This is a genomic window from Bradyrhizobium sp. Crot121 (assembly GCF_059512385.1).
This window is the reverse complement of sequence record NZ_JCAMOR010000012.1, coordinates 1-23,060: the sequence shown is the minus strand read 5'-3', so window position 1 is coordinate 23,060 and position 23,060 is coordinate 1. Positions and strand designations below refer to the sequence as shown.

Here is a 23,060-nt window from a genome sequence, read left to right as displayed (position 1 = left end):
CCCACAGTCCGATCGTGCAGTGCCGGCTTTGCCTCGCCTGCACATGGTCGCGTCCATACAATCGAAGGATCACAAGCGATGACCAATCTTCAATCCGATATCGGATACGCGAGCGCGATTGAGCTCAAGGAAAGCTATGCGCGCGGAGATACTACACCAGTAGAAGTCGTAAGAACGGTCCTGGAACGGATCAACGCCATCAATCCACGGATCAACGCCTTCTCGGTAGTTATGTACGAGGAAGCGCTTGCTGCCGCAAGACAATCGGAACACCGCCTCCGGGAGCGCGAGGCGGGTCCGCTCGAGGGAATTCCGGTCACGATCAAGGATGCCTTCGATGTTGCCGGTCAAGAAACGTCGACCGGTTCATACGCCATCAAGGGGCAGGTCGCGGCGACTGACAACGTCGTTGTGGAACGTCTGCGCAAGGCCGGCGCGGTGATCATCGGCAAGACAACAATGTCCGAGTTTGCCTGGTCCGGCATGAGCCGCAACCCTGTGACGGGGATTACCCACAATCCTTGGCGGCATGGACTTAATGCGGGAGCCTCCTCGGCTGGAGCGGGTGCTGCCGCGGCGACCGGTTTCGGACCGCTGCATCTTGGGTCTGATGGAGCTGGCTCCATCCGTATGCCATCACATTTCTGCGGCATCTTTGGGTTGAAGCCGACATACGGGCGCGTGCCTTGCGTCCCCGTCACGAACAACGACTACGGTACTCATCCTGGACCCATGACGCGAACTGTCGCGGATGCTGCGCTCATGCTCGAGACCATGGCCGGCCCCCACTTTCTCGATCATACGTCGTGTGAGGCGCGGCCCGATGCCTATCTTGCGAAGCTGAAGGGGTCGATGAAGGGTAAGCGTGTGGCCTTCAGCCTCGATCTCGGTCACGCAAGAGTTGACGATGAGATTGCCGATATCGTCCGGAATGCAGCGAGGACTTTTGCTGGCACGCTCCAGGCCGACGTCGAAGAAGTGATCCCCGACTGGGGTGTGCTCGGGCCTGAGCTCGGCCGCTTTTTCTGGAGTGTCTATTGTGGACGTCATGCCAGGCTATTGGCTGATTGGGAAGGCCGAATGAGCCCCGACCTTGTGGCTTGTATTCGCGCGGGAGCCAACTTCTCGGCCGCCGACTACATCAATATGCGAGAGCGGAAGCTGACTTACGTGGCCAGGATCTCATCGTTTCTCGAAAATTGGGATTACCTGATAACGCCGGTTGCATCTGTTGCGGCGTTTCCTGTCGAGCGCGTGAGGCCCGAGGATTGGCCGGAACATGCATGGGACTGGCTTGCATGGTCTGAGTTTCTTTATCCGTTCAATATGTCCAGCCACCCAGCCGCCAGCGTCCCCTGTGGCATGACCGCGGCTGGGCTTCCGGTTGGGTTGCAGATTGTGAGCCGGCGTTTCAACGATCTCGGGGTCTTGCAAGCTGCGGCGTCCTTCCAAGAGGCGCTACCAATGCAGCGACAGCGTCCACCCATTGGACCGGCCGCGTGACACCGCCTCCTTCATGCGAGGACCGAGCAGACTAGGCTAACCAAGCGCCCGGATAGGCTATCCTCTCGAAGCAAATCGCTGCACGTCCACTAAATCGAAACGTCGGGCTGGGCCTTGTTCAGCAGGAATGCCTCGACCTGCTGTGCCGTGCGTTCATAGTGAACACGGAGGTAGGTCACCGCGGCTTCGGCATCGCGAGCAAGCGCGCTTTTGAAGATCAATTCGTGCTCCTCCTCGATTGCTCGAGGGTTGTCCGGTATCGCCCACGACAGACGACGATAGCGATCGGCACGATCATAGAGGCTCTCGCTTATGGACAGGAGTATGGGTGATCCGCAGGCCAGGATAAGCGATCGGTGGAAAACAGTGTGCCGGTGATTCCAGTCTTCATCGACTACCGTCGGTGCTTGGTGAGTTGTTCGGGCGATACGCTTCATCAAGTGGTGCGCCGATACGAGCGCGCCCTCCCAATCCGCGCCTCCCTTCGCAATCGAGAGCCGTAGCGCTTCGCCCTCGATAAGTTGCCGGCTCCGCGCAATGTCCCAGAGCTCTTCAATGGATAGTGGCGCGACCCGATAGCCGCGGTTCTCTTCCACGGTTGTGAAGCCCTCGGCCGTGAGTCGCGTCAGCGCCTCGCGGACCGGGGTGACACTCATCCCGCAGAGGTCTTGGAGCTCTGCAAAGCGTAAGCGTGTGCCGGGCGGCAGTGCCCCACCACGAATAGCATCGCGAATCCGTAGATAGGCACTTTCAGCCAGGGTTTTTGCCGTGCCAGCAACCGCCGTCATCGATGCTCCCGTACAAGATGTGCTGGATTTTACCACAGACTGCATATTTTCGAAAATACTTGACGCGCGATAATTCAGTCCTAAAAGTGCCAGCAACGATATTGGGGGGGAAATGCGGATGGCTGAGCCCATCGAGGCGATCGACGCGCATCATCACATTTGGCGTCTTGCTGACTTGGCTTGGCTGTCCGGGCCGCCAGTGCCGCGTATTTTCGGTCCCTACGAAGCCATTCGCCGAGACTACACGGTCGACGAATTCCGGCGCGATCTGGAAGGCGCCAACGTCGTCAAATCCATTTACGTCCAGACCAACTGGCCCCCCGGCGGCGAATTGACGGAGGCGCAATGGGTGCAGTCAGTGGCTAATGCGGCAGGTTGGCCGCACGCCTGCGTTGCCTACGCTGATCTTGCCGATCCGAACGTCGACGCATTGCTCGACAAGCTTTGCAAGTTGCCCACGGTGCGCGGCGTGCGCCAGCAACTGCACTGGCACGAAAATCCTCAATACCGCTTCGCGTCCCGGCCCAACGTGATGAACGATCCCGCTTGGCGCAAGGGCATGACCGAGCTTGCCAATCGCAATTTGATCTTCGAACTTCAAGTCTTCGCCGGCCAGATGCAGGATGGTGCGGAGCTTGCGCGCGCATTTCCGAAGGTCAACTTCGTGCTCGAACATGCGGGCATGCTGGAAGATCTCTCGCTCGCGGGGTGGGAGCTCTGGCGTCGCGGCATGAAGTTGCTTGCCGCTCAGCCGAATGTTTTCACCAAACTATCCGGTCTGGGCACCTTTGTGCATGCTTATCCGGCTGAGGTCGTGTCTCCGATCATCAGGGAGACCGTTTCTATCTTCGGAGCAGGGCGCTGCATGTTTGGAAGCAATTTCCCGATTGAAAAGCTCTGGACGAGCTACAAGGCGCTGAACGAGACCTTCCGTCAGTCCATTTCCTATCTCTCGCTGGAGGAGCAGCGCGCGATCCTCCACGACACCGCTGCACAGCTCTATCGAATCTAATCAATCAGTTAATGGGGGAAATCATGCTCGGTCGTTCTTTGCCGAAACTGTCGGTGTTGGTCTGCGCCATGGCCGCGATGGCCGGTCCCGCGCTCGCTGCCGACCAGCCTTTGAAGGTGGGCTGGAATTCCGAACTCTCCGGCGTCTGGACGTTCTTCGGTAACGCCTGCTTGGACGGAGCGCGGCTTGCCGAGACGGAAGTCAATGCAAAAGGCAAGAAGATAGACCTGATCGTCCAGGACAATCAGAGCAATCCGGCGCAGGCTGCCGCCGTAGCAAGATCGCTCGACACCCAGGAGAAGGTCGATCTCCTGTCCGGTCCGACCAATGCAGACGTGTCACTCGCGGTCTACGGATATGCCGAAGATGCCAAACTGCCCGTCTTGATGCCTGTCGCAGCATTCCCGCAACTCACAAAGCCCGGAACCAAGCAGGTCTTTCGCATGGAGCCGGACGCCGTAGGATGGGGCTATGCCGCGGTCAAATTCATCAAGACCATGAAGTCGGATGCCAAGATCGGCGTCATGATGAGCGACTTTGCGGTCAATCGGGCCATCCTCGCCGGCCTGAAGTATCAGGCGGAGAGGGACGGCATTGCCATCGTGGCCGAAATGCTGTTTCCGCAATCAGCCTCGGATGCGACGGTGCAAACCGCGCAAATGAAGGCGAAGAAGCCTGATTTCGTCATCCTGGCTGGCGGCGGCGCGTTCGACGCCACGCTGACGCGACAGATGCTCGACGTTGGTTTCAAGCCGGAGCAACTGTATCATCCTTACGGGTCGACCAAGCAGATCATGACATGGGGAGAGCGCTCGATCGGCTCGTACTTTGGGACGTTTTTTGACCATAACCTTCCCAATTTGACCGAGCAGGGCAAAGCCTTCGTCGAAAACTTCCGCAAGGTGAAGAACTATCCGCCGGGATACACCGAGAACTACTGCTACTCGACGGTCTATCTGCTCAACGAACTCGTGGACAAGGGGGCAAAGGGCAGGGATGGAATTCGCGCGGCCTTGCGCGAGGTCAATACGAAGGAGGTGACGACCGGCGTGCCCATCCGCTTCGATCAAAACGGGGCACGTATCGAGTACATGTACCTCATGCAGTTGAAGAGCCTGAGCAAGGACGACTTCAAAACGGAGAAGGTCAACTACATGGAATGGTCGCCGGAAGTCCTGCCCGTCTACGATCTGGTGCGTTGAGCAGGAACGGCGGTTCGGGGCGACAATTCGAGTTGGGGTTACGTTTCAATGCTCGAAGAGAATCTGCTCGTAGTGTTTTCCGTGATCACGTCGGGGCTGCTGGTCGGCACCATATTCTCCGTGGTTGCCGCCGGCCTGTCGCTGATTCACGGTACCATTCTTCTCCCTCAAGCGGCCAACGGGCAGGTCTTTCTAGCCGCCGGCCTGCTGTTTTGGCTTTTTGGTACGGAGTGGGAATGGCCGCTCTGGCTGGCCGTGCCGACGACCTTTCTGATCATCGGTTTCCTCGCATTTGCGTGCGAAGCAACGATCCTGAAGCGATTCTATCCGCTTGAGGACCGCAACATCAGCTATCTGATCATTACCCTCGGTATCGCACAAATCCTGAGCGGGATTTATACGGGCACGTTCGGCAGGATCAGCGACACATTTCAGGTCACGGCGCCCGTCAATGGATTCGCGATTATCGAACCGGTGCCGATTGCGTATACCCGGCTGATCGCGTTTGTCCTGGCTGGATCGGTTTTGGGCGGATTGGTCGCTTTTCTCAGGCTGCACCGGATTGGCCGAGCGCTGCGCGCCGTGTTCCAGAACCGCGAGGCAGCACGCCTGCGCGGTATAGATACCTTGAAGATCTATCGGTTCGCTTTTCTGCTGGGTACCGCAATCACGACGGCAGGTGGAATTCTGTTCGCGCTGGCGTTTGCGCTCGACCTGACCGTCGGCTGGACCATCTCACTCATCACTTTCTCAATCATGATCGTCGGTGGGCCGGGGAGCGTCGTCGGCGCGCTGGTGGTTGGCCTGGTATTCGGGTTCACGCAGGCAATTGTCAGCGTCTTTGCCGACCCGACGGTCGCTACCTTTGCTTACCTCTTGGCAATGCTTGCGATGCTGTTCATTCGCCCGAGCGGGTTGTTCGCCAAATGAGAATACTTGTGATTGCAATGGTGATCGCGACGCCATTGGTTGCGATTTTCGGCCTGCGGAATGACTTTCTGGTGTTCATCGCGGGCATCGCGCTGATCCATATGTTATGGGCGAGCGGCCTCAATCTGCTGTACGGCTTCACAGGTCTGATCCCGCTGACCTACGCCGGCATCGCCGGAATCAGCGCGTATATGACGGTTCATCTGGTCATGCGGTTGGGACTGTCGTTCTGGCTTGCGTTGCCGATCGGCAGTGCTGCGGCAGCTCTGGTCGGATTGCTTCTCAGTCTTCCGGCCATTCGCCTTCGTGGCTTTTACTTTGCGTTGTCCGGCATGGTGATCCAATCGGCGTTTACGATCGCTTTCGTTTATTTTCCGGCATATACAAATGGCGATACCGGGATCGCATCGGTGCCGCGTCCCACCGGTTTCGATGGAGGTGCGATTCCGTCTCCTTACATAGAGTGCGTGCTTGCGCTGTTCGTGATCGCAGCAGTCGCCGGCATCGGCTTGACCATGCGCTCCCGATTTGGTCGGACGTTGATCACCATCCGGGAGGATGAGGACCTTGCGCGTGCGCTTGGGATCAATGTCACGCTGAACCGTACAGCGGCTTTCATCATCTCGTCGTTCATCGCGGGCCTGGGCGGCGGCTTGTATGCGCACTACATCGGCTTCGCCTCACCACGCGCCTTCGATGTGCTAATCAGCTTGAATCTGTGGCTCATGGTTGCGATGGGAGGACGCGGAACGCTGGTCGGGCCGCTGCTCGGAGCGCTCCTGCTCGCACCGCTTCCCTACCTGCTTGTGCAGTACACATGGGTCAAGGACGTCATCTATGGGGTTGCCATCGTTCTCGTAACCTTATTCTTGCCGCAAGGCATCTATGGCTTTGTATTGAAGCGGAAGGCGCGGACATGAATGATCTTCTGCTCGAGGCGACCGACATTTCGAAAGCGTTCGGCGGGCTGAAGGCGCTTTCAAACGTGAATGTGTCCCAGCGCAGGGGCGAGTTGCTGGGTATGATCGGTCCGAATGGCAGCGGCAAATCGACATTCGTCAATGTGATCAGCGGAACGCTGAAGCCGGATAGCGGCGAGATCCTGCTCGATGGCGCCAACATAGCCCGGCGTCCGCAGCACGTCGTCGCACGCGCCGGCATCGCCCGGACCTTTCAGGCCGTAAAGATCTTCGACAAGTTAACCGTTCTCGAAAACGTGCTTGCCGGTGCGCTCGGGCACAGTTCGATGGGCACCAAGGAAGTCGATGAGGCAAGAGGGGCATTGGCCCGCGTCGGGCTGACAGCCGACCTCGAACAGCGGGCGGGTGCGCTTGGTCTATATGATCGACGTCGGCTGGAGTTTGCTTCCCGCCTGATCTCGCGACCCAAGCTTCTGATGCTTGATGAGCCGGTCGGAGGGCTCAATCCAGAAGAGATCCGCGCGATGATCGGCCTGATTCAGTCCCTTCGAGAGGAGTGCGGGATATTCATTATCGAGCACACCATGAAGGTCATTACCTCGCTCGCCGATCGGGTGGTCGTTCTGGTCAACGGCAAAAAGCTGGTCGACGATAGTCCGCAGACCGTGCTGCGCCACCGGGAGGTAATCGATATCTATTTGGGGACGGGCGATGCTTGAACTCCAGAAACTTGTGATCAGATACGGAGATTTCCTTGCGGTCGACGGCGTCGACATGACGGTCAAGCAGGGCGAGATCGTTGGAATCATCGGACCCAATGGCGCCGGTAAGACATCGTTGCTGAATGCCGCTGCCGGACTCGTGCGGCCGTTCTCAGGCTCGGTCCGCTTCGGTGCTGACCTGCTGGAAGATGCAACGCCCGACGTACGGCTGGCCCATGGTCTGGTGCTCGTTCCGGAGGTGCGCGGCGTCTTCCCGATGATGTCCGTGCATGAGAACCTTCTCGTCGGCGCGTATCTCTGTCGAAGCACACAGGAAGTGGCGCGGCGCATCGAGCGCGTGCACCGGCTCTTTCCCATCCTCAAGGACCGGAGGGCCCAAATGGTCGGAACCATGTCCGGAGGACAGCAGCAAATGGTCGCCATTGCTTCCGGCCTGATGGCGTCACCAAAGCTGTTGATGCTGGACGAGCCTTCGATCGGTCTTGCTCCGGTTATCATCAAGGAAATCGGCCGAACCCTTGGTCGTCTGCGCGACGAGGGATTGACCATCCTGTTGTCCGAACAGAATGCCAAGCTCGCGACCGCTATTGCGGACCGAATTTACGTCGTGCAAGCTGGCCGCATCCAAATGGCGAGGACCACAGAGAGCCTCCTCGACGATCCCAAATTTGTCGAATCGTTCCTTAGCCTTTCGTAATCAGCGCTCTCGAGCCAGGGAGACAGGACATGCCGCGCTTCAAGGATTTTATGCCCAGCGGGGTCATTCCCGCGACGCTTGCGGCTTTCAATGATGATCTGTCCATCAACGAGAAGGAAACACGACGGCATCTGGCGCAATGTGCGTTCACGTCGGGTGTCACAGCGGTCACGGTCAATGGCCACGCGTCCGAGGTCCATGCCTGTTCGTTCGAGGAGCAGGAGCGGATCTTGACATTCTCGCTTGAGGAGGTTGGTGACAAGGTACCGCTCATCAGCGGTGTCTATGCCGACGGATCGCAGGAGGCGGCAAGGATCGCCAAAATGGCGGACCGCGCTGGAGCCTCGGCGCTCCTGGTGTTCCCAAGCCAGGTATTCTCTCTCGGAGGCCAGCTCCGCCCCGACATGGCGCTCGCTCATTTCAAGCGCATTGCGGACGCAACGGATCTGCCGCTGATCCTGTTCCAGTATCCGGCATCCAGCCTGGTCAACTATCCCTTCGACACCTTGCTCAGCCTTTTTGATGCCATTCCGAGCATCAAGGCGATGAAGGATTGGTGCAATGATCCAATGCTGCACGAGCGCCACATCCGAACCTTCCAGAATCTTCCAAAGCCGGTAAACGTCCTCACGACACATAGCTCCTGGCTGATGTCATCGCTTGCGATGGGGGCAAAAGGCTTGCTCTCGGGAGCCGGAAGTGTGATCGCGGATTTGCAGGCGGCCCTGTTTGATGCGATCAGCTCTGATGATCTGGCCACTGCAAAGGCGATCAATGATCGCATGGTTCCATTGCAGCAAGCGTTCTACGCGCCACCGTTTCTGGATATGCACAACCGCATGAAAGAGATGCTCGTGATGTTGGGGCGTCTCGACAAGGCTGTCGTGCGTCCTCCACTCGTCAAATTGTCGGACCAGGAGCTGGCGCGGTTGCGGCAGGCGGTTGCCGAGGCAGGGCTCCGGAAGGAAGGCGCTTTCCGTCAAGCGGCCGAATAGACGAAGTGCGCAAGCTTGCCGACAGCGGATTTGATAACTCCGCTGTACGGCTTGTTTCAGCGGTGCGCCAATCGCTCCTCATGTGGCCGCCGTCAGTGAAATGGCGGTGTCGGTGGCTGCGCCTCCAGGATTTTGAACCTGCTCGGTCGGTCTCGAAGCGTAGTTAGATCGCGCACAAAAGGCGACATGTGGCGGACCATCAAAGCGCCGCTAAGCCAGTTTAGTCAGAACAGAGAGGTTCGCGATGTCATCAGCGCCGGCAACGCTCCACGTTCGTGCCAACACCCCTCCGCCGTTTCCGGAGAGGAACATGAGAATACGCCGACTTACGTTTGATCGGCTGGCGGTGTGTCCCTTGACCTGAGCCTTTCACCTATTGAGAGTGATCTTCCCAGTGCTTGCGCGACGTCTCGCAGAGCTGTCAATCGGTCGGGGAGTTGTTCATTCATGATCCGCTGCAGGGGGCCCGTCATTCCGAGCGCATAAAACACGCGTCGATCGGACAGGAATATAGGCACCGCAATCGCGGCCAGGCCTTCGTCGATCTCTCCGATGCATGTCGCATAGCCCCTAGCTCTGACCGCCGCGAGCTCCTGTTCGACCCAAGCGCGGTCGTTCCGGGTGTTAGCCGTGAGAATCGGAAGGTCAGCCGACATCGCTTCGGCCAATACGGCTTCACTTTGATATGCGATGATCGCCTTGGCTGTCGCGGCCGCATGCACTGGCATCTCGATCCCCGGCTGCACATAGCTGCGCCAGCGCACGTCAGGTGACATGGAAATCGCAACGACGACGCGTGCGCCGATCAAGCGGGTCAGATAGCAGGCTTCTGACGTCGCGTCGGTCAGCTGCTGCAAATGTCCGCGGGCGAGCGCGCTGATCCATCCATCATCAGCGGTTGCGTGCAAAAGGCGCAGCAGACGGTCGCCAAGCTGATAAGCACGGCCACCGACATTGTCCTTCGCAAGCCCAGCGCGCACCAAGCCCTTGAGCAGCCGGTGTGCAGACGTCTTCGGGAGATCGAGCAACGAGGACACGTCTGCCAGGGTGAGTGCACCAGGAAACGTGGCCACGAGCTCCAGCACTTGCATGTAGCGGTCGAGCGGGCCCGCCGCTTCATCTGACGTTGCCATTCAGGATGTCCTCGAGGCGGAAACTTTGTGCATGCGTGCCTAACCCAGCGGCTTGACTCGGCCGACGTGAGCAGATTAGCCTTACGCAATATCGGAATATTATTCCGGAAATCGGAACGAAGGTCAATAGTAAATTGCAGGGGAGGCCCGGCGGGGCATCAGCGACCCCAGGGGCTCAGAAGGGACAAACATGAGGATGACGAGGCAGGAGTTCTTGAAAGCGTTGCTCGCGGCGGCGGCGATGCCGTGGGCGGCGGCAGCCCGCGCGCAACAGGGGAGCCCGATCGTCGTCGGCGCGACAGTGCCGATGACCGGACCGCTGTCGCTTACCGGCAAGCAGTATCACAACTCGCTGATGATGGCCGAAGAGGATATCAACAAGGCGGGCGGCATCAACGGACGCAACCTCAAGATCGTGTTTGAGGATACGCAGGCGTCCAACAGCACGGCGGTGAATGCCTTCGTCAAGCTGGCACAGGAAACCAAGCCTGCGCTGTTCTTCCTGTCGAGCTATTCGACACAGAATCTGGCAGTGGCGCCTGAGCTGAAGAAGGTCCAGGTGCCGGCGTTCTACGCGGGCGGGGCAGATGCTGTGGCCGAAAGCGGCAATGAGTGGATGTTCCGCGTGCGACCGGCCGACAGCGTGTCCGCCGAAGGCATGGTGCAGTGCGCGCTCAATGTGCTGAAGGCGAAGAAGCCCGGCATTCTCTACATCCAGAACGACTTCGGACAAGGCGGCGCCCAAACGGCGGCCAAGCGTTTCGAAGCCGCCGGTGTGACCGTCGCTGGCATGGAGGCTTATGGACAGAACGATAAGGATTTTTCGGCGCAGTTGCTCGGTCTGCGCGGCAAGGGCGTCGATGTCATCCTGATCTTCAATTACCCGCAGGACGGCGCGCTGGTTTTGCGGCAGGCGAAGTTGCTCGGCCTCAAGATGCCGCTCGTCACGTCGTCAGCGGCTTTGGTGCCGGCGGCACTGCAACTTCTGTCGCCCGCCGATCTCGACGGTGTGTGGGGGGTGGTCGACACCTTCATTGACCCGGCGGTAGGCGGGCGCATGCAGGATTTTGTCGAACGCTACAAGACGAAATTCGGCACCGATCCGGATCCCTACGGGCTCGCCTACTACGATGGCGCGATGCTCGCGGCCGAGGGCCTGCGCAAGGCGGGGACCGATCCCAAAGCGCTGCGGGACTGGCTGGCCGCCGTGAAAGACTGGCGGGGCATCGGCCACGTCTACTCCTACGACGCCAAGGGCAATGGCGTATTCGATCTGGCGGTCGTGAAATCCAAGACGGGGACCAAATCGCTGGAGCTGGTTCAGAGCATCAAGCTGAACTGACGCTCGAAGTGCCGATGCGCGGGTGCGCCCGTGCTGCGGATCACTGCAAATCATGCCGCGGGCGGGCTGAACCTCCGCCCGCAACCGTCGGCGACCATCGAAGCCGCCCTGCAACACACGACCAGGACGACATGACGGATTTCATCCAGCTGTTCATCAACGGACTTGCGATCGGTGGCGTCTATGCGCTCGCCGCAATCGGGTTCGTCATTGTCTATTCCGCCACCGGCGTCGTGAACTTCGCTGCCGGACAGTTCGTGATGTTCGGCACTTTCGCCGGCGTGGCCATGCTGCTCAATGCCGAGCTACCCTGGCCAGTGGGCTACGGCGCGGCCCTACTGGCGATGGCGCTGTTCGGGGCGCTGTTTTTTGCGGTGCTTTATCTGCCGCTGCGCAAGAGCCCGGTGGTGACCATCATCATCGGCACAGTCGCGATCGGCATCACGATGCAGAACGCGGCGCTGCTGGCGTTCGGGTCCTGGCCGTTTCGATTGCCGTCACCGGTGGAGGGGGTGAATCTCACGATCGCAGGCGCCACGATATCTGCCCATGCCATCGCGGTCGTGGTTGTCACTGCCGTCATGGTTGCTCTGCTTTGGCTCCTATTCTTTCGTACCTCGCTTGGGATCGGCATGCGCGCAGTGGCGCAGGACATCCAGGCGGCGCGGTTGATGGGCCTCAAGGTCAACCGTCTGCTGGCGCTGTCGTGGGTCCTTGCTGCGCTGCTCGCGGGCATCGCGGGCTTGATGCTTGGTCCGATGTGGTTTGCCGACACCAGCATGGGCGATCCAATTGCGCTCAAGGCGTTCGCAGCCACCATCATCGGCGGCTTCGGCAGTCTGCCGGGCGCGATTGTCGGCGGCCTGTTCGTGGGGCTCAGCGAGGTGCTCGGCGCATCCTACGTCTCCTCGGCCTACAAGGATTTGATTTCCTTCGGGATCATGATCTTGTTCCTGCTGGTGCGGCCGCAGGGTGTGTTCGGTGAACGCGTCCAGGATCGGGGCTGATCGATGTCGATGCGCTTTCCGCTCCTGCTTGGCATTGTAATCCTGATCGCGGGTCTCGGCCTGTCGATGCTGCTGACCGATTATCATCTTCGGCTGCTCAATCTCGCGGTGATCTCTGCGATCGCCGTCATCGGTCTTAACTTTGCCTTCGGTTATGCCGGGCTGATCTCGCTTGGCCATGCGGCCTTCGTCGGCACCGGCGCCTACGGCGTGGCACTGCTGACCACGCTGCTGGGATGGTCGCCATGGTTGGCGCTGCCCGTCGCAGTGGCCGGCACGGCGATCTTCGCCGTGCTGATCGGCCTTCCGCTCCTGCGGCTGAAGGGCCATTATCTCGCACTGGCGACGCTGGGTCTCAACGTCTCATTCTCCATTGTCGCCGCCAACTGGATTGAGCTGACCGGCGGCACCAACGGCATCTCGCGCATCCCCGAGCTGCAGGTCGCAGGCCATGCTTTGGCTGACGAGCGCAGTTACCTGTGGTTCGCGCTCGCGGTGCTGGCGGTCTCCGCTGCCGTCGCCGGGCTCATTCATGCCTCGCGCCACGGGCGGGCGATGATCGCGGTGCGCGACGACGAGACGGCGGCGTCCATGACGGGGATCGACGTCACGCGGGTGAAGATCGCGGCGTTTGTGCTGTCGTCGATCTATGCCGCCGTCGCCGGGGGCCTGTTCGCCTGCCATATGCGCTTCATCTCGCCGGAGGACTTCAGTTATGCGCACTCCATCACTTACCTTGCGATGCTGATCGTCGGCGGCGAAGGCTCGATCGTGGGGGCCATCCTGGGGGCGCTGCTCCTGACCTTCCTGCCCGAATGGCTGCGCTTTCTCGGCTCAGCCTATCTGGCGTTCTTTGGTGTTTTTGTTCTTGCCATTCTCGTCTTCCTGCCTTCGGGCCTTGTCGGCTTCCGCTGGCCGGGCGGCCTCCGGCGGGACGGGCGCTCGAACGAGCCGGCGATGGTCGCTGCGTCTAAGGAGGTGCGCCCATGAGCTTGCTGCAGGCCACCGGAATCGCCAAGCGTTATGGAGGGCTCACCGCGCTCTCGGATGTCGAGCTTTCGGTCGGAGAGGATGAATTCATCGCAGTCATCGGCCCCAACGGTGCCGGCAAATCGACTCTGCTCAATGTCCTGACCGGACTCGTCCTGCCTGACAAGGGCAGGGTGTTGCTCGAAGGGCGCGACATGACGCGGGCGGCGGCTCACAAGCGAGTCCGCGCTGGCTTGGGGCGAACTTTCCAGCACGGGCGGCCGTTCGCGAGGTTGAGCGTGCTGGAGAACGTCATGGCCGGCGCGGCCATCCAAAGCCGTCGCAGCGAGGCGGAGCTGCGCAAGCGGGCGATGACGGTGCTCGACCAGATGGGTCTTGCGGCGGACGCGCAGGCGGCGATCGGATCGCTGTCCTATGGTCGCCGGCGCATGGTCGAAATGTGTCGAGCACTCGCCTGCGAACCGCGCGTGCTGTTGCTTGACGAACCTGCCGCCGGCCTCAACTCTGCCGAGGTTGATCAACTGGCCGACCGGCTCTCAGACCTGCGGGCGAAACATCGGCTCGCCATCGTGTTGATCGAGCACAACATGGGCATGGTGATGCGACTGGCGCAGCGCATCGTCGTGCTCAATTTCGGCTGCAAGATTGCCGAGGGCACGCCATCTGAGATCCAGCGCGATCCCGCAGTGCTGTCGGCTTATCTCGGCGAAGGTCATCGTCATGCTGGCGTGTAAGGATCTGACGGTCGCGTATGGCGACATCGTCGCGCTGCAGAGCGTGACGCTGGAGGTGGGGCGGGGCGAGACGGTCGCCCTGATCGGCGCCAACGGCGCCGGCAAGACCACGCTGCTGCACGCGATCTCGGGCCTGAACCCGGTTCAGTCCGGCGACATCATGTTCGAAGGCACATCGGTTGCGCGGCTCGCCAGCGATCGTCGCGTCGCGCTTGGAATCGCCCAGGCGCCGGAAGGCCGACGGATTTTTCCTGGCCTGACGGTGGAGGAGAACCTGGCACTCGCCACGGTAAACTGGCGACGCTGGCGTCAGCCGATCGCCGGCGATCTCGCGCGGGTGTTCGATTTGTTTCCGCGCCTGAAGGAGCGTCGTCGGCAGCTCGGCTGGTCGCTGTCCGGAGGTGAGCAGCAGATGCTGGCGATCGGACGGGCACTGATGGCGCGCCCGCGCTTGCTGCTGCTCGACGAGCCGTCACTTGGCCTCGCACCGCGCCTGGCCGAAGAAGTCTACGAGCGGGTGAGGCAGATCGCTGACAGCGGGCTCACAATCCTGGTGGTGGAGCAAAATACGGTCCTGGCGTTGTCGGTGGCGGACCGGGCCTACGTCCTGGAGACGGGCCGCATCGTCCTTCATGGCGCCGCTGACGATCTCAAACAGAACACGCGCGTCCGCGAAGCCTATCTCGGACGCTGACCTCTCGGAAAAGGAGACAAGACAATGTATCCTGACATGACTTCGCGGTCGAAAGCGCTCTACGAGCGCGCGCTGACGAGCCTGCCGGGCGGCAACACCCGCACAACGGTGTTCATGAAGCCTTATCCGGTCTACGCCGCGAAAGGGGCGGGGTGCCGGGTCTGGGACGTGGACGGCAATGAACTGATCGACTGTATCAACAACTTCACCTCTCTGATTCACGGTCATGCCCATCCGGTGCTGATCGAGGCCGCCACGCGGCAGCTCGCGCTCGGCTCCGCATTCGGCATGCCGACCGAGTCCGAGATTGATCTTGCCGAGCTACTCGCCGCACGCCTGCCGTCGGTGGACCAGGTGCGGTTCGCCAACTCCGGCACGGAAGCCGTGATGATGGCGCTGAAGGCAGCGCGTGCGTTTACCGGGCGACCGAAGATCGCCAAGTGTGAGGGCGCGTATCATGGTTCCTACGACTATGCCGAAGTCAGCCTCGATCCGGCGCCGGCAGACTGGAACGGCAACGCGCCAGTCTCCGTTGCCTATGCGAAAGGCACTCCGGACAACGTGCTGGCCGATGTCGTGACGATCCCCTTCAACGATATTGACGGGGCCGTCAGCCTGATCCGCGAGCACGGCCGCGATCTCGCCTGCGTGCTGGTCGATCCGATGCCGAACCGCGCCGGGCTCGTACCCGCCGACAGGGCCTATCTGGAGGCGCTGCGCCAAGCGACGCGTGAAGTCGGCGCGCTGCTGGTATTCGATGAGGTGATTTCCTTCCGCCTCGGCTACCACGGCGCCCAGGGACTGTGGGGCATCGATCCTGACCTGACCACGCTCGGCAAGATCATCGGCGGCGGGTTTCCGGTCGGCGCGATCGCCGGCAAGAGGTATGTCATGGCGGTATTCGATCCGAGCAAGGGTAAACCCGCGCTGCCTCATGGCGGTACGTTCTCGGCCAATCCGGTGACCATGCGCGCCGGCCTCGCGGCCATGGAGCTACTGGACGAGAACGCATTCGTGCGTCTGGATGCGATCGGCGAGGCCGTGCGAAAGGGCATCAACGATGCATTCCGTCGCCATGGCTTACCGGGCACCGCGGTCGGTCTTGGGTCGCTGCTGAAAATCCACTTCTCCGAACGGCCAATCCGCGACTACCGGTCGGCCTACATGACCGAAGGCGAGGCCAAACGGCAGACCCTGTTCAATCTGGAGTTTCTCAATCGCGGCATTCTCGCCGCCGGCTATGGCCTGATGGCGCTGTCGCTGCCGATGACGGACGCTGATATCGAGATCATCATCGGTGCGGCATCGGACGCACTGGCGCAGGTTGCTGCAAAAGCCTGACGCGTCCTTGTGTCGTTGAGGTTGGTAAAGGCGCCGCGTGGGAGCCAATCGGGCCATCACGCCGCAAAGCAATATTGTCTGAGATAGGTGCGAGAATGCCCCACAAGGTCGATCCCATCACTCGGTCCGTCGTTCAGCATCGGCTGAGCTCGATCGTGGCCGAAATGGGCGAAGCAATGCTTCGCACATCCTATTCACAGATACTCAACTCGAGCCGTGACTTTTCGCTCGCGATCTGTGACTCCCAGTCCCGGCTGATCGCCCAGGCCGACCACATCCCGGTCCATGTCGGCGCGCTGCCCTGGGCGACGCGTGCGGTGGAGGAGCGCTTCGAGAAGGTCGCGCCCGGCGACGTCATCCTGATGAATGACCCCTATCACGGCGGCAGCCATCTGCCTGATCTGACCGCGTTCGTGCCGGTGTTCGACGGCGATCGGCGGCTGTTCTGGAGCATCGTGCGTGCGCACCAGAGCGATATCGGCGGCGCGACGCATGGTGCCTACAATCCGGATGCCACTGAAATCTGGCAGGAAGGGTTGCGCGTTCCGCCCATCAAGCTCTATGAGGCCGGCCGGCTGCGCGACGATATCCTCGACATGCTGGCGCTGAACGTGCGCAATCCCTACGACTTCCGGGGCGACCTTGCGGCCATGATCGGCGCTGCGCACATGGGCGAGCGGCGGATGGGGAGGCTGTTTGCCGAATTCGGCGCGCCCGTCGTCGAAGCTGCGATCGAATCGATTCTCGATGCCGCCGAGCAGCAGACGCGTGCGGTGGTCTCGACCTGGAAGGACGGCGTGTTCTATGGGGAAGCCTTCCTCGACGATGATGGTCATGGTCGCAGTGATATCCGCATTGCTGCCAAAGTCACCAAGTCGGGCAGCAAGATCGAGGTCGATCTGTCGGACTCCGACCCGCAGAGCACGAGCTTCGTCAATTCGTCGCACGCCAACATGCATGCGGCGGTGGTGATGGCGTTTGCGTATCTGATCGATGCTGAAATTCCCAAGAACGCTGGCGCATTGCGGCCGCTCACGGTGGTTGCCAAGCAGGGCACGATCGTTTGGGCCGATCCGGGCCGGCCGGTGACGCTGTGCACCAGCCATCCATCCAACGAGATCGTGGAGGCGGTGATCAAGGCGCTCTCGGCATCTTGTCCGGACCGAGCCATGGGTGGCTGGAGCCGGCGATTCCGTATCGCGGTGCAGGGCGAGGATCCTCGCAGCGGGCGCAGCTTCATCTGGCATATGTTTCAGGCGCGCCCGGGCGGTGGCGCTTCGTCGCGCGGTGACGGCTGGTCCTCGATCGGCGAATGGCACACGGTCGGCGGACTCAAGTTCGGCAGCATCGAGGTCGCGGAGGCGCGTTTCCCTTTGCACTTTCGTCATCATGAGTATCGGCCCGACTCCGGCGGTGACGGTCAGTTCCGCGGCGGCCTCGGGGTTGCGCTTGACCTCGTCTTCGAAGTCGAGAAGCCGGCGCTCGGCAACACGGCGGGCGACGGAACCCGGCACGGCGCGTGCGGCATGCTGGGTGGGAAGGACGGTGCGCCGCATCACTACCGTCTGCTGTCCGCCGGACGGCCGCCGCGTGTGTTGCGAACCAAAGAGGTCGGCATCGAGATTCATCCGGGAGATTGCCTAGAAGTGCGCTCTGCCGGCGGCGGAGGATGGGGGCTGCCGGAGCGACGCACGGAGCAGGCGCGCCGACGCGATGAGGTGTGCGGCTTCGTGACTTCAAGCTCAACGACAGAAGTGGTTCAGTAACGATGTTGACGATCGGCATTGACGTTGGCGGTACCTTCACCGATCTGGTCGCCATCGACGCGACCGGGCGCACCGTATTCGCGAAATCGCCTTCCACGCCGCAGGATCAGTCGATCGGCGTGATGAGTGGGCTCGACGAACTCGCGCGCCGCCTCGACCTGTCGCGCGCCGAGATGCTGGCGATGACACAGCGACTGGTGCACGGCACCACGGTTGCGACGAACGCGCTGCTTGAACGCAAGGGCGCGAAGGTTGCACTCGTGACCACGGAAGGCCACCGCGACGTGATCGAGATGCGCGAGGGATTGAAAGGCAACCGCTACGACCTGCGGACGCCGCCGCCGGAGCCGCTGGTGCCGCGCGAACTGCGCTTCGGCGTGCGCGAGCGACTGCGGCCCAACGGTGAGGTGCTGGCTCCACTCGACGAAGCTTCGCTCGGCGAGGCTATCGCGGCGATCCGTGCCTCCGGCGCCACGTCGGTCGCGGTCTGCTTCCTGCATTCCTACCGCAACCCCGCCCATGAGATCGCGGCAGCCGAGCGGCTTGCGCGCGAGCTGCCTGGTGTCAGCGTGTCGCGCTCGAGCGACGTGCTACCGCAGATCAAGGAGTACGAGCGCGTCTCCACCACGATCGTGAATGCCTATGTGGGCCCCGCCGTGCGACATTATCTGACCGGGCTCGAGCGCCGCCTCGCCGAAGCGGGCTTCAAGGGCAGCCTGTTCATCATCCTCTCCCATGGCGGCATGGCTCCGGTGGAGGAAGCCGGGCGCCTCGCGGCGGCGACTGTGCTGTCCGGTCCGGCGGGCGGCATCTCCGGTTGCCGGCGGTGTGCGGAACTGCTCGGGCTGCCGGATCTTGTGCCCTTCGATATGGGCGGTACCAGCACCGATATTTCCCTGATTACGGACGGGCGCGCCACGCTCTCGGCGGATGGAGGACTGGCGGATCAGCGCATTGCGCTGCGCAGCCTTGATATCGCCAGCATCGCGGCGGGCGGAGGGTCGATCGCCAGTGTTGATGCTGGCGGTATCTTTCGCGTCGGTCCCGAAAGCGCCGGCTCAATGCCAGGGCCAGCCAGCTATGGCAACGGCGGCACGGAGCCGACCGTAACGGACGCAAACATCGTCTTAGGCTATCTCGATGCGGCAGCTTTCATGGGCGGACGGCGTCCCCTGGACCGGGTTGCGGCGGAGACGGCGGTCGATCGCCTGGCAGCTTCGCTCGGAGTGACGCGCATCGAGGCGGCTGCCGGCATCTATCGACTGGTCAATCTGAAAATGGCCGATGGCATCCGATTGATGACCTTGCGTCGTGGTGTCGATCCGCGGAGATTCGCACTCCTCAGCTTCGGCGGAGCCGCGGGACTGCACGCTGCCGAAGTGGCGCGCGAGCTCGACATAAAGCGGATCATCGTGCCGACGGAAGCCTCAGTGCTGTCAGCTTGGGGGATGCTGACCAGTGACCTGCGCTACGAGGTGAGCCGTACCCATTTCGAGGCAGGCACCCGTACGACCGCCTCGGACATTCGCAAGATTTTTGCGCATATCGAGGGGCAGGCCGCGGAGCGGTTGCGCGGCTGGTTTGACGGGCCGATCGCAACGGAACGCTCCGCCGAAATGCGCTATGGCGAGCAGGTATTCGAGGTCGACGTACCGCTCAGTGACGTCAACCTCACTGCGCCGTCGCTGGTTGCCGACATTGAAGAGCGGTTTCATCGTCGTCACGAGGAGCTCTATACCTACGCTTCCCGCGATCAGGAAGTTGTGTTCGTCAATGCGCGAGCCGCAGCCGTTGGTGCAGTTCCCAGAACTGCGCAAGCCAACGCGCCGACGCCGGCGACCGAGCCAAGTGCGCGACCCGCCGCCAAACGGCAGGCCTTCTTTGGCAATTGGCGCGAGGTGCCAGTCTACGCTTTGGAAAGACTGCGCCCGGGGCATGTGCTGGAAGGTCCCGCGATCATCGAGGCCGAGACGACAACGGTCGTCATCAACAGCGGCGATCGCGCGGCGGTCAATGCGCTGGGATGGCTCGATATCGAGCTTGGGGTCGCGGGAGAGGTTTAGGGGCGAAGCTTGTTGCCACATGGGGTGCTCGGGGAAGCTTCTATCGAGCGTGGCCGCAAATTTCAGCTTGAAATGGGGGGTAAGAATCCGCTTGTTGTGCTCGACGACGCAGATCTCACCGTCGCCGTGGAGGCTGCTGTGAATTCTGCCTTCTTCTCGACCGGCCAACGCTGCACGGCCTCTTCCCGCCTCATCGTGACGAAGAGCGTCCACGACAAATTCGTGGCCGCGCTCCGTGAACGTCTCAAAAACATCGTCCTGGACGACACGCCGTTTGGCCTTTCCTCTGGCATAGCCACGACGAGTCTCAAGCATGCCACACATTTCAAGCGCAATGCGGAAGCTGACATGGTGATGGTGAACCTACCTACTGCGGGCGTCGATTTCCATGTACCGTTCGGTGGCCGCAAGAGCTCCTCTTACGGAGCGAGAGAGCAGGGCAAATATGTCGCCGAACTCTTCACCACGGTGAAGACGGCATATACGTTGCCCTGATAGACATGAAAGTGGAGGCGGAGCACCCCAGCGGAGCATAAGGATGAGGCGATGAACGAGATAATTGGTTACCCCGACCCCGGCCTCGACCTGTCGGACGGCTTCAAGCCGCACACCTCGCACTGGGGCGTGTTCTCGGCGCGTCACAGCGAGGCTGGACTCGAAGTCAGGCCTTATGCGGGGGATCCTGATCCGAACGGCATCATCGGCAACTTCCCCGGCGCGTTGCGCCACCAGGCTCGCATCGCCCAGCCGGCGATCCGCCGCGGCTGGCTTGAGCGTGGTCCCGGCCCCGATGATCGCCGCGGCCGCGACGAATTCGTGTCCGTCAGCTGGGAGAAGGCGCTCGACCTCCTGGCCGGTGAGCTATCGCGCATCCGCGACACACGCGGCCCCGGTGCGGTCTTCGGCGGTTCCTATGGCTGGTCGAGCGCCGGCCGCTTCCATCACGCACAGAGCCAAGTTCACCGCTTCCTCAACATTGCGATGGGCGGCTATGTGCGTTCGGTAAACACCTATTCCTCGGGTGCGTCCTCGGTGCTGCTGCCGCAGATCCTGGCGGGTTACGAAGACATCACCAAGCGCAACGTCACCTGGGAGCAGATCGCGGCCGAAAGCGAGATCGTGCTGGCGTTCGGCGGCATGGCGCTGAAGAACTCCATGGTGGCCGGCGGTTCGATCAGCAAGCATGTCGAGCGCGGCGCCATGGCCGCGGCGCGCCGGCGCGGCTGCGAGTTCATCCTGGTCAGCCCGCTGCGTGACGATCTGCCCGCCGAGGCCGGTGCCGAATGGATGACGCTCGTGCCCGGCACCGACACGGCCCTGATGCTCGGCATCGTCCATACGCTGGTCAGCGAAGGCCTGCATGACCAGGCCTTCCTCGATCGCTACACCCAGGGTTGGCCGGTCTTTCTGCGCTATCTGACCGGCGAGACGGATGGGCAACCCAAGAACGCTGAGTGGGCCGCCGCGATCTGTGGTGTCGACACGAACACGATCAGGAAACTCGCCCGTCGGCTTGCCGGACGGCGCGCGCTGATCACCGTTTCCCATTCCCTGCAGCGCTCGGAGCACGGCGAGCAGCCGGTCTGGATGGGCATGGTGCTGGCGGCGGCTCTGGGCCAGATCGGCCTGCCTGGAGGTGGCTACGCTTATTCGCTCGGCGCGATCGGCTATTACGGCCGCCGCGTGAACGACGTGCCGGGGCCGACGCTAGGGCAAGGCCGCAATGGTGTCGCGGATTTCATTCCAGTGGCGCGTATCGCCGATATGCTGCTCAATCCCGGCACCACCTATCGCTACAATGGCGAGACACGCGTCTATCCGGACATCCGGCTCGTCTACTGGGCAGGTGGCAATCCCTTCCATCACCACCAGGATCTCAACCGCCTGCGCAAAGCCTTCGCCCGGCTCGACACGCTGGTTGTGCATGAGCTCGCCTGGACCGCCACGGCCCGGCACGCCGACATCGTTCTGCCCTGCACGATGACGCTCGAGCGCGAGGACATCGGCTATTCCACCAACGATCCACTGATGGTCGCCATGCACCGGATCGCCGAACCGTTTGGCCTTGCGCGCGATGACTATGAGATCTTCTCCGATATTGCCGAGCGTCTCGGGAGTCGTGAGGCCTTCACCGAAGGCCGCACGGCACGGCAGTGGCTGGCACATCTCTACGAACCGACCCGCACCTCGCTCGCCGCGCGCGGCCTCGCGGCTCCGAGCTTCGAGGAATTCTGGGAGCGCGGCAGCATGATCGTGCCGCAACACCTCGACGACGGCGGCAAGCTGCGCGGCTTCCGCGAGGATCCGATCGCTCATCCCCTTCCGACGCCGAGCGGACGCATCGAGATTTTCTCGACGAAGATCGCGGGCCATGGCGACGCAGACTGTCCGGGCCATCCGGTCTGGCTCGAGAAGACAGATGTGCCCAAGCCGGGCTCGCCGTGTTTCCTCGTCGCCAATCAGCCGGTGACGCGTCTGCATAGCCAGCTCGACTTCGGCGGACATTCGACCGGGGCCAAGCATCGCGGCCGAGAGGTCGCGCGCATGAACCCGCGCGATGCGGACGTTCGCGGAATTGCGGATGGCGACATCATCCGCCTGTTCAACGAACGCGGCGCCTGCCTTGCCGCGGTGCACATCACCGATGGCATCGCTCCCGGTGTTGTCCAGCTACCGACCGGCGCGTGGTACGACCCGATGGATCCGGAGGAAGAGACACCACTCTGCGTTCACGGCAATCCGAATGTGCTCACCCGCGACGTCGGCACCTCGTCCTTCGCGCAAGGCTGCACCGGCCAGCTTACGACTGTCGAGGTGGAACGGTTCAGCGGCAATCTGCCGCCGATCCGCGCTTTCGATCCGATGTAGCGGACGTGACATGCCCGATCACGTCTGAGCTCTGATCGCATCGGACTGAGCGAGAATCGACGAGTTCACGCTGCGAGCTGAGGTTGAAACACCACATCGGCGTAGTAGTTGGTGGAACTGAAAGTGTTGGTCGGGAAGAGTCCGGCCGAGTTCGTTCCCCCGTAAGCATAGACGCCATTGCCGCCTGACGTAGCGCTGGATGGCGCCGTCAGGGCTCCGCTCGTGAGCGCGCTGGTGAAGAAGTTGCTGGTGGCTGCATACTCGCCGTTTGTGTGATAGGACGCGACATAGGTGGTGTTGGCGGCGATCGAGACCGGCGTCGCCAAGGGCACGGTCTGCCAGCCGCTTGCGGT

Annotated in this window: 20 protein-coding genes and 1 pseudogene; 18 read left to right on the top strand and 3 right to left on the bottom strand. The window is 61.7% G+C overall.

Annotated elements, in window-relative coordinates; genetic code table 11:
* Positions 1-78: 78 nt before the first annotated feature.
* Positions 79-1,503, top strand: a complete 1,425-nt coding sequence (locus tag AC5ZGW_RS13710; protein ID WP_130225227.1) for an amidase — start codon at positions 79-81, stop codon at positions 1,501-1,503.
* An 89-nt stretch (positions 1,504-1,592) separates the two neighbouring features.
* Here AC5ZGW_RS13710 and AC5ZGW_RS13705 read toward each other — a convergent pair whose 3' ends face one another.
* Positions 1,593-2,291: a GntR family transcriptional regulator gene (locus AC5ZGW_RS13705; protein WP_165435158.1), complete on the bottom strand. Its 699-nt coding sequence runs from the start codon at positions 2,289-2,291 to the stop codon at positions 1,593-1,595.
* A 118-nt stretch (positions 2,292-2,409) separates the two neighbouring features.
* Here AC5ZGW_RS13705 and AC5ZGW_RS13700 point away from each other — a divergent pair, with 118 nt between their 5' ends.
* The 7 genes from AC5ZGW_RS13700 to AC5ZGW_RS13670 are packed head-to-tail and all read left to right on the top strand — an operon-like array spanning position 2,410 to position 8,769.
* On the top strand, positions 2,410-3,303 hold the full coding sequence (locus tag AC5ZGW_RS13700) for an amidohydrolase family protein (protein ID WP_130225229.1): 894 nt from the start codon (positions 2,410-2,412) through the stop codon (positions 3,301-3,303).
* A 23-nt stretch (positions 3,304-3,326) separates the two neighbouring features.
* The gene (locus tag AC5ZGW_RS13695) at positions 3,327-4,505 is read left to right on the top strand and encodes an ABC transporter substrate-binding protein (RefSeq protein WP_165435159.1); all 1,179 of its coding nucleotides are present in this window, start codon (positions 3,327-3,329) and stop codon (positions 4,503-4,505) included.
* Between the two features lie 48 nt (positions 4,506-4,553).
* Complete coding sequence (locus AC5ZGW_RS13690; protein ID WP_130225231.1) at positions 4,554-5,435, top strand: branched-chain amino acid ABC transporter permease; 882 nt, start codon at positions 4,554-4,556, stop codon at positions 5,433-5,435.
* 17 nt (positions 5,436-5,452) lie between these two features.
* Entirely contained in the window at positions 5,453-6,355 is a 903-nt protein-coding gene (locus AC5ZGW_RS13685) for a branched-chain amino acid ABC transporter permease (protein ID WP_165435160.1), read from the top strand.
* Positions 6,352-7,074, top strand: a complete 723-nt coding sequence (locus AC5ZGW_RS13680) for an ABC transporter ATP-binding protein (RefSeq protein ID WP_165435161.1) — start codon at positions 6,352-6,354, stop codon at positions 7,072-7,074. Before AC5ZGW_RS13685 ends, AC5ZGW_RS13680 begins: the two co-directional genes overlap by 4 nt.
* Before the next feature lie 55 nt (positions 7,075-7,129).
* Positions 7,130-7,774 carry an ABC transporter ATP-binding protein gene (locus tag AC5ZGW_RS13675; RefSeq protein WP_207230997.1) on the top strand — a complete coding sequence of 215 codons (645 nt, stop codon included), beginning with the start codon at positions 7,130-7,132 and terminating at the stop codon, positions 7,772-7,774.
* Between the two features lie 29 nt (positions 7,775-7,803).
* Positions 7,804-8,769: a dihydrodipicolinate synthase family protein gene (locus tag AC5ZGW_RS13670; protein WP_130225234.1), complete on the top strand. Its 966-nt coding sequence runs from the start codon at positions 7,804-7,806 to the stop codon at positions 8,767-8,769.
* 326 nt (positions 8,770-9,095) lie between these two features.
* Here AC5ZGW_RS13670 and AC5ZGW_RS13665 read toward each other — a convergent pair whose 3' ends face one another.
* Positions 9,096-9,902, bottom strand: a complete 807-nt coding sequence (locus tag AC5ZGW_RS13665; protein WP_130225235.1) for an IclR family transcriptional regulator — start codon at positions 9,900-9,902, stop codon at positions 9,096-9,098.
* A gap of 190 nt (positions 9,903-10,092) precedes the next feature.
* Between AC5ZGW_RS13665 and AC5ZGW_RS13660 the strand changes: the two genes are divergently transcribed.
* The 10 genes and pseudogenes from AC5ZGW_RS13660 to AC5ZGW_RS13615 all read left to right on the top strand — a co-directional run bounded on the left by AC5ZGW_RS13660 (position 10,093) and on the right by AC5ZGW_RS13615 (position 22,707).
* Positions 10,093-11,244: an ABC transporter substrate-binding protein gene (locus AC5ZGW_RS13660; RefSeq protein WP_130225236.1), complete on the top strand. Its 1,152-nt coding sequence runs from the start codon at positions 10,093-10,095 to the stop codon at positions 11,242-11,244.
* A 131-nt stretch (positions 11,245-11,375) separates the two neighbouring features.
* The gene (locus tag AC5ZGW_RS13655) at positions 11,376-12,251 is read left to right on the top strand and encodes a branched-chain amino acid ABC transporter permease (protein WP_165435162.1); all 876 of its coding nucleotides are present in this window, start codon (positions 11,376-11,378) and stop codon (positions 12,249-12,251) included.
* Between the two features lie 3 nt (positions 12,252-12,254).
* On the top strand, positions 12,255-13,241 hold the full coding sequence (locus AC5ZGW_RS13650) for a branched-chain amino acid ABC transporter permease (protein ID WP_130225238.1): 987 nt from the start codon (positions 12,255-12,257) through the stop codon (positions 13,239-13,241).
* A complete protein-coding gene (locus AC5ZGW_RS13645) occupies positions 13,238-13,975 on the top strand; it encodes an ABC transporter ATP-binding protein (RefSeq protein ID WP_130225239.1) in 738 nt (245 codons plus the stop codon). The genes AC5ZGW_RS13650 and AC5ZGW_RS13645 overlap by 4 nt, the downstream gene beginning before the upstream one ends.
* A complete protein-coding gene (locus tag AC5ZGW_RS13640; RefSeq protein ID WP_130225240.1) occupies positions 13,962-14,669 on the top strand; it encodes an ABC transporter ATP-binding protein in 708 nt (235 codons plus the stop codon). The genes AC5ZGW_RS13645 and AC5ZGW_RS13640 overlap by 14 nt, the downstream gene beginning before the upstream one ends.
* 24 nt (positions 14,670-14,693) lie before the next feature.
* Entirely contained in the window at positions 14,694-16,010 is a 1,317-nt protein-coding gene (locus tag AC5ZGW_RS13635) for an aspartate aminotransferase family protein (protein WP_130225241.1), read from the top strand.
* Positions 16,011-16,105: 95 nt separating this feature from the next.
* Positions 16,106-17,776, top strand: coding sequence for a hydantoinase B/oxoprolinase family protein (locus tag AC5ZGW_RS13630; RefSeq protein WP_130225242.1), 1,671 nt, complete (start codon positions 16,106-16,108; stop codon positions 17,774-17,776).
* Positions 17,777-17,778: 2 nt separating this feature from the next.
* Entirely contained in the window at positions 17,779-19,839 is a 2,061-nt protein-coding gene (locus AC5ZGW_RS13625; protein ID WP_130225243.1) for a hydantoinase/oxoprolinase family protein, read from the top strand.
* 36 nt (positions 19,840-19,875) lie between these two features.
* Positions 19,876-20,334 (top strand): annotated as a pseudogene (locus tag AC5ZGW_RS13620) (aldehyde dehydrogenase family protein); the annotation flags it as partial.
* A 51-nt stretch (positions 20,335-20,385) separates the two neighbouring features.
* Complete coding sequence (locus AC5ZGW_RS13615; protein ID WP_130225244.1) at positions 20,386-22,707, top strand: molybdopterin guanine dinucleotide-containing S/N-oxide reductase; 2,322 nt, start codon at positions 20,386-20,388, stop codon at positions 22,705-22,707.
* A 65-nt stretch (positions 22,708-22,772) separates the two neighbouring features.
* On the opposite strand, the gene AC5ZGW_RS13610 is transcribed toward AC5ZGW_RS13615, so the two are convergent.
* Positions 22,773-23,060, bottom strand: a 288-nt coding sequence (locus AC5ZGW_RS13610) for a DUF4082 domain-containing protein (RefSeq protein WP_496113922.1), incomplete at its 5' end; no start/stop codon positions are given.

What these genes read in the sequence shown, in the direction of transcription:
- AC5ZGW_RS13710 (WP_130225227.1), top strand. Translation starts at nt 79, where the DNA reads ATGACCAATCTTCAATCCGATATCGGATACGCGAGCGCGATTGAGCTC.
- AC5ZGW_RS13705 (WP_165435158.1), bottom strand. Translation starts at nt 2,291, where the DNA reads ATGACGGCGGTTGCTGGCACGGCAAAAACCCTGGCTGAAAGTGCCTAT.
- AC5ZGW_RS13700 (WP_130225229.1), top strand. Translation starts at nt 2,410, where the DNA reads ATGGCTGAGCCCATCGAGGCGATCGACGCGCATCATCACATTTGGCGT.
- AC5ZGW_RS13695 (WP_165435159.1), top strand. Translation starts at nt 3,327, where the DNA reads ATGCTCGGTCGTTCTTTGCCGAAACTGTCGGTGTTGGTCTGCGCCATG.
- AC5ZGW_RS13690 (WP_130225231.1), top strand. Translation starts at nt 4,554, where the DNA reads ATGCTCGAAGAGAATCTGCTCGTAGTGTTTTCCGTGATCACGTCGGGG.
- AC5ZGW_RS13685 (WP_165435160.1), top strand. Translation starts at nt 5,453, where the DNA reads ATGGTGATCGCGACGCCATTGGTTGCGATTTTCGGCCTGCGGAATGAC.
- AC5ZGW_RS13680 (WP_165435161.1), top strand. Translation starts at nt 6,352, where the DNA reads ATGAATGATCTTCTGCTCGAGGCGACCGACATTTCGAAAGCGTTCGGC.
- AC5ZGW_RS13675 (WP_207230997.1), top strand. Translation starts at nt 7,130, where the DNA reads ATGACGGTCAAGCAGGGCGAGATCGTTGGAATCATCGGACCCAATGGC.
- AC5ZGW_RS13670 (WP_130225234.1), top strand. Translation starts at nt 7,804, where the DNA reads ATGCCGCGCTTCAAGGATTTTATGCCCAGCGGGGTCATTCCCGCGACG.
- AC5ZGW_RS13665 (WP_130225235.1), bottom strand. Translation starts at nt 9,902, where the DNA reads ATGGCAACGTCAGATGAAGCGGCGGGCCCGCTCGACCGCTACATGCAA.
- AC5ZGW_RS13660 (WP_130225236.1), top strand. Translation starts at nt 10,093, where the DNA reads ATGAGGATGACGAGGCAGGAGTTCTTGAAAGCGTTGCTCGCGGCGGCG.
- AC5ZGW_RS13655 (WP_165435162.1), top strand. Translation starts at nt 11,376, where the DNA reads ATGACGGATTTCATCCAGCTGTTCATCAACGGACTTGCGATCGGTGGC.
- AC5ZGW_RS13650 (WP_130225238.1), top strand. Translation starts at nt 12,255, where the DNA reads ATGTCGATGCGCTTTCCGCTCCTGCTTGGCATTGTAATCCTGATCGCG.
- AC5ZGW_RS13645 (WP_130225239.1), top strand. Translation starts at nt 13,238, where the DNA reads ATGAGCTTGCTGCAGGCCACCGGAATCGCCAAGCGTTATGGAGGGCTC.
- AC5ZGW_RS13640 (WP_130225240.1), top strand. Translation starts at nt 13,962, where the DNA reads ATGCTGGCGTGTAAGGATCTGACGGTCGCGTATGGCGACATCGTCGCG.
- AC5ZGW_RS13635 (WP_130225241.1), top strand. Translation starts at nt 14,694, where the DNA reads ATGTATCCTGACATGACTTCGCGGTCGAAAGCGCTCTACGAGCGCGCG.
- AC5ZGW_RS13630 (WP_130225242.1), top strand. Translation starts at nt 16,106, where the DNA reads ATGCCCCACAAGGTCGATCCCATCACTCGGTCCGTCGTTCAGCATCGG.
- AC5ZGW_RS13625 (WP_130225243.1), top strand. Translation starts at nt 17,779, where the DNA reads ATGTTGACGATCGGCATTGACGTTGGCGGTACCTTCACCGATCTGGTC.
- AC5ZGW_RS13615 (WP_130225244.1), top strand. Translation starts at nt 20,386, where the DNA reads ATGAACGAGATAATTGGTTACCCCGACCCCGGCCTCGACCTGTCGGAC.